Here is a 2,823-nt window from a genome sequence, read left to right on the forward strand (position 1 = left end):
TCATCTGGCAGAGCGGCTCGCTGGTGCAGAATGGCGATGCGGCCGTCGTTGCTCTGGCGCCGTGGCTGCTGGCCGGCATCTGCGCCGCGTTCCTGCTCTGGCGACCGCTACGCCTGCTCGATCTCAGCGACGACGGCGCGGCATCGCTCGGCACCCGCCCGGCCGTCATCCGCCTTGCCGGCATGGCTGTCGCCGTCTCGCTTGGCGCGCTGGTCGTCGCCGAGGTCGGCGTCATCGGGTTCGTAGCGCTCGCTGCCCCGGCGCTGGCGCGGCTGGCCGGAGCGCGCACGCTTGGCCGCCGCCTGGTCTGGTCGCCGCTGGTCGGCGGCGCCCTGCTCTGGCTCACCGACCGCCTGGTGCAGCATCTGCCGTTCGCCGGCGAAATCCCCGCCGGCACCGCGACCGCTTTGCTCGGCGCGCCGCTGCTGCTGTTCCTGTTGCCGCGAATGCGAACCACCCCCGAAAGGCAGGCCGATATGATGTCGTCCGTACGCCTGCCGACAAACGGCCTGCCGTTGATCGCCGGCCTGCTGGCGCTCATCCTCGCGGTTGTCGTCGCAATGGGCTTTGGCCGTGGCGCAGGCGGTTGGCACTGGATCGCATCCGAGGATTTGACCGAGCTGCTTGCCCTGCGCGCGCCTCGCGTCGTCGTAGCCCTGTCGGCGGGCGTCCTGCTCGCGGTCGCCGGCACGCTGATGCAGCGCATGACCGGCAACCCGATGGCAGCACCCGAAGTGCTCGGCATTTCCGGCGGCGCCTCTTTCGGCGTGCTGGCGCTGCTGTTGCTCAGCGACGGCTTCGACCGCGCGGCAATGCTCGGCGCCGCACTCGCGGGCGCCTTGCTGGCGCTGACGATCGTCGTGCTGGTCGGGCGGCGCAATGCACTGTCGCCGTCGCGGCTGCTGCTTGCCGGCGTTGCCCTGACGGCCTTGTTCGACGCGCTGATCCTGGTGCTCACCGCGACCGGCGATCCTCGCGCCATGCTGCTGCTCAACTGGCTGACCGGTTCGACCTATGGCGTCGATGTCGGTGACGCCCTGCTGACCGGTGGTATCGCGGTCTGCCTCTTCGCGCTCGCGCCTTTCTTCATGCGCTGGCTCGACATCCTGCCGCTCGGCTCCGCCGCCGTTCAGGGCCTTGGCATCAACCTGAAGAGGGCGCGGCTTCTCGTGCTGCTGGCCGTCGCGGCACTCACCGCGGCTTCGACGCTGATCGTCGGTCCGCTGACCTTCATCGGCCTTATGGCGCCGCATCTTGCTCGTCGCCTTGGCCTTTCCCGTGCGCTGCCGCAGGCCATTGGCGCGGTGCTCGCCGGCGCGCTGATCATGGTCGCCGCCGACTGGGTGGGCCGGATCGCCATCTTCCCGCGCCAGATCCCGGCCGGTCTCGTCGCCACGTTGATCGGCGGCCCGGTGCTGATGTGGCTGCTGCGCCGCCGCTGACCGTTTTGCCTGGAGATATCCATGTCCAAGATATCCATGTCCAACGCGACGCCAGCCCTGATCGCCAACACGGCGGTCCACGATCTTGTTCCGGCGCAGGGCGGCGCGCCCTGGCGGATATTCCTGCATGTGCCGTCCGGGCCGGTGCCCGAGGCCGGCTGGCCGGTCCTCTACATGACCGACGGCAACGCCGTCATCGGCACGGCGGTCGACGCCATGCGCGCGCAGGCCTTCTATCCCACGGGCACCAATGTCGGCTGGGGCGTCATCGTCGCCATCGGCTATCCCGTCGACGGCGCCTATGATCCGCTGCGCCGCTCATGGGATCTCGGCCCGCCGCCAGGCAAGACCTACCCGCCCTTCCACGAAGGCACGTCCGAAGTCCGGACCGGTGGGGCAGGGAAATTCCTTGCTTTCATCGAGGATGAGCTGAAGCCGTGGGTCGCCAGCCGGGTCACGGTCGATGCCAGCCGCCAGGCGCTTTACGGCCATTCTTTCGGTGGCCTGTTTGCGCTCTACGCCCTGTTCACGCGGCCTTCTTCCTTTCAGACCTGGATCGCGGCGAGCCCCGCCATCTATTGGGAAGAGCGTGCCATCGACCGCTTTCTCGAAGCCTTCGAGGCCGCCATTCCCGATGGTTTGGCGGCGACCATGATCCTGTCGGCCGGCGAGTACGAGACCGAGAAGCTGGCGCCGTTCCAGATTGGCGCCGAGGACGAGGAAAAGCGCCTGAAGCAGAAAAAGGTGACACGCACCGACGCATTCGCGCGGGCAATGGCGCAGCGTCTTGATGCTCTCCCGGGCGTGCGCGCCAGTTTCGAACTGCATGCCGGCGAGAACCACATGTCGATCCTGCCGGTCACCGTCAATCGCGCGGTGCAGGCGGCGTTTGCGGTGAGGAGGGACACCGCCCTTTGCTGAACGCCGCAGCAAGACGGTCGGCGCTGTCATTCCTGTGAAGGGGAGGCGCTCAATCGGCGGTAGGAGACGCCGCCGAAGTTTGCCGTCACAAAATCCGTGACGGACATCTTGCGCTTGCCTCCGTCGCTGCAGGCGTAAACCGGCCAACCGGCATCGCTGCATTCGCTGGCAGCGCAGATGCGCGCCAGGCAGTTGCCGATAGTCAGCCGGAAGCCGCCCTTGCCGGCGAAGCCTTGCAACAGGCTGCCGTCCGCCGAGCGCCATGTCCGCGCACGGAATTCCGCCCGCAAAAGCAGTGGTTCGAGAGGGACCGCAAGGTTGTTTTCGCCGGCACGCCCTGCGAGCTGCAGACGGAAGCGCGCCATTGCGGTCGCGTATGCAGTCACAAGATCGGCTTGGCGAAAATAGGCGGTTGCCAGGCTTGGGCGGTCAAGCAGATGAGACGTCCACTCGCCTGCCC

General features: G+C 67.8%; 3 protein-coding genes. 2 read left to right on the forward strand and 1 reads right to left on the reverse strand.

Going from position 1 to position 2,823, the window contains the following annotated elements; all coding sequences use genetic code 11:
• Both EN884_RS31675 and EN884_RS31680 read left to right on the forward strand, forming a co-directional pair.
• Positions 1 to 1,442: iron ABC transporter permease (locus EN884_RS31675; protein WP_164895283.1), on the forward strand; the 1,442-nt coding region annotated here is incomplete at its 5' end.
• 21 nt (positions 1,443 to 1,463) lie between these two features.
• Positions 1,464 to 2,363 (forward strand): alpha/beta hydrolase-fold protein, encoded by a 900-nt coding sequence (locus tag EN884_RS31680; protein WP_063170037.1) that lies wholly within the window; start codon positions 1,464 to 1,466, stop codon positions 2,361 to 2,363.
• Between the two features lie 26 nt (positions 2,364 to 2,389).
• On the opposite strand, the gene EN884_RS31685 is transcribed toward EN884_RS31680, so the two are convergent.
• Positions 2,390 to 2,800, reverse strand: coding sequence for a hypothetical protein (locus EN884_RS31685; RefSeq protein WP_164746344.1), 411 nt, complete (start codon positions 2,798 to 2,800; stop codon positions 2,390 to 2,392).
• Positions 2,801 to 2,823: the final 23 nt, after the last annotated feature.

Source organism: Mesorhizobium sp. M7A.F.Ca.AU.001.01.1.1 (assembly GCF_004022735.1).
Classification (GTDB): Bacteria; Pseudomonadota; Alphaproteobacteria; order Rhizobiales; family Rhizobiaceae; genus Mesorhizobium; species Mesorhizobium ciceri.

Bases quoted from the DNA above. Each gene is read 5' to 3' on its own strand.
- EN884_RS31680 (WP_063170037.1), top strand. From the start codon at position 1,464: ATGTCCAAGATATCCATGTCCAACGCGACGCCAGCCCTGATCGCCAAC.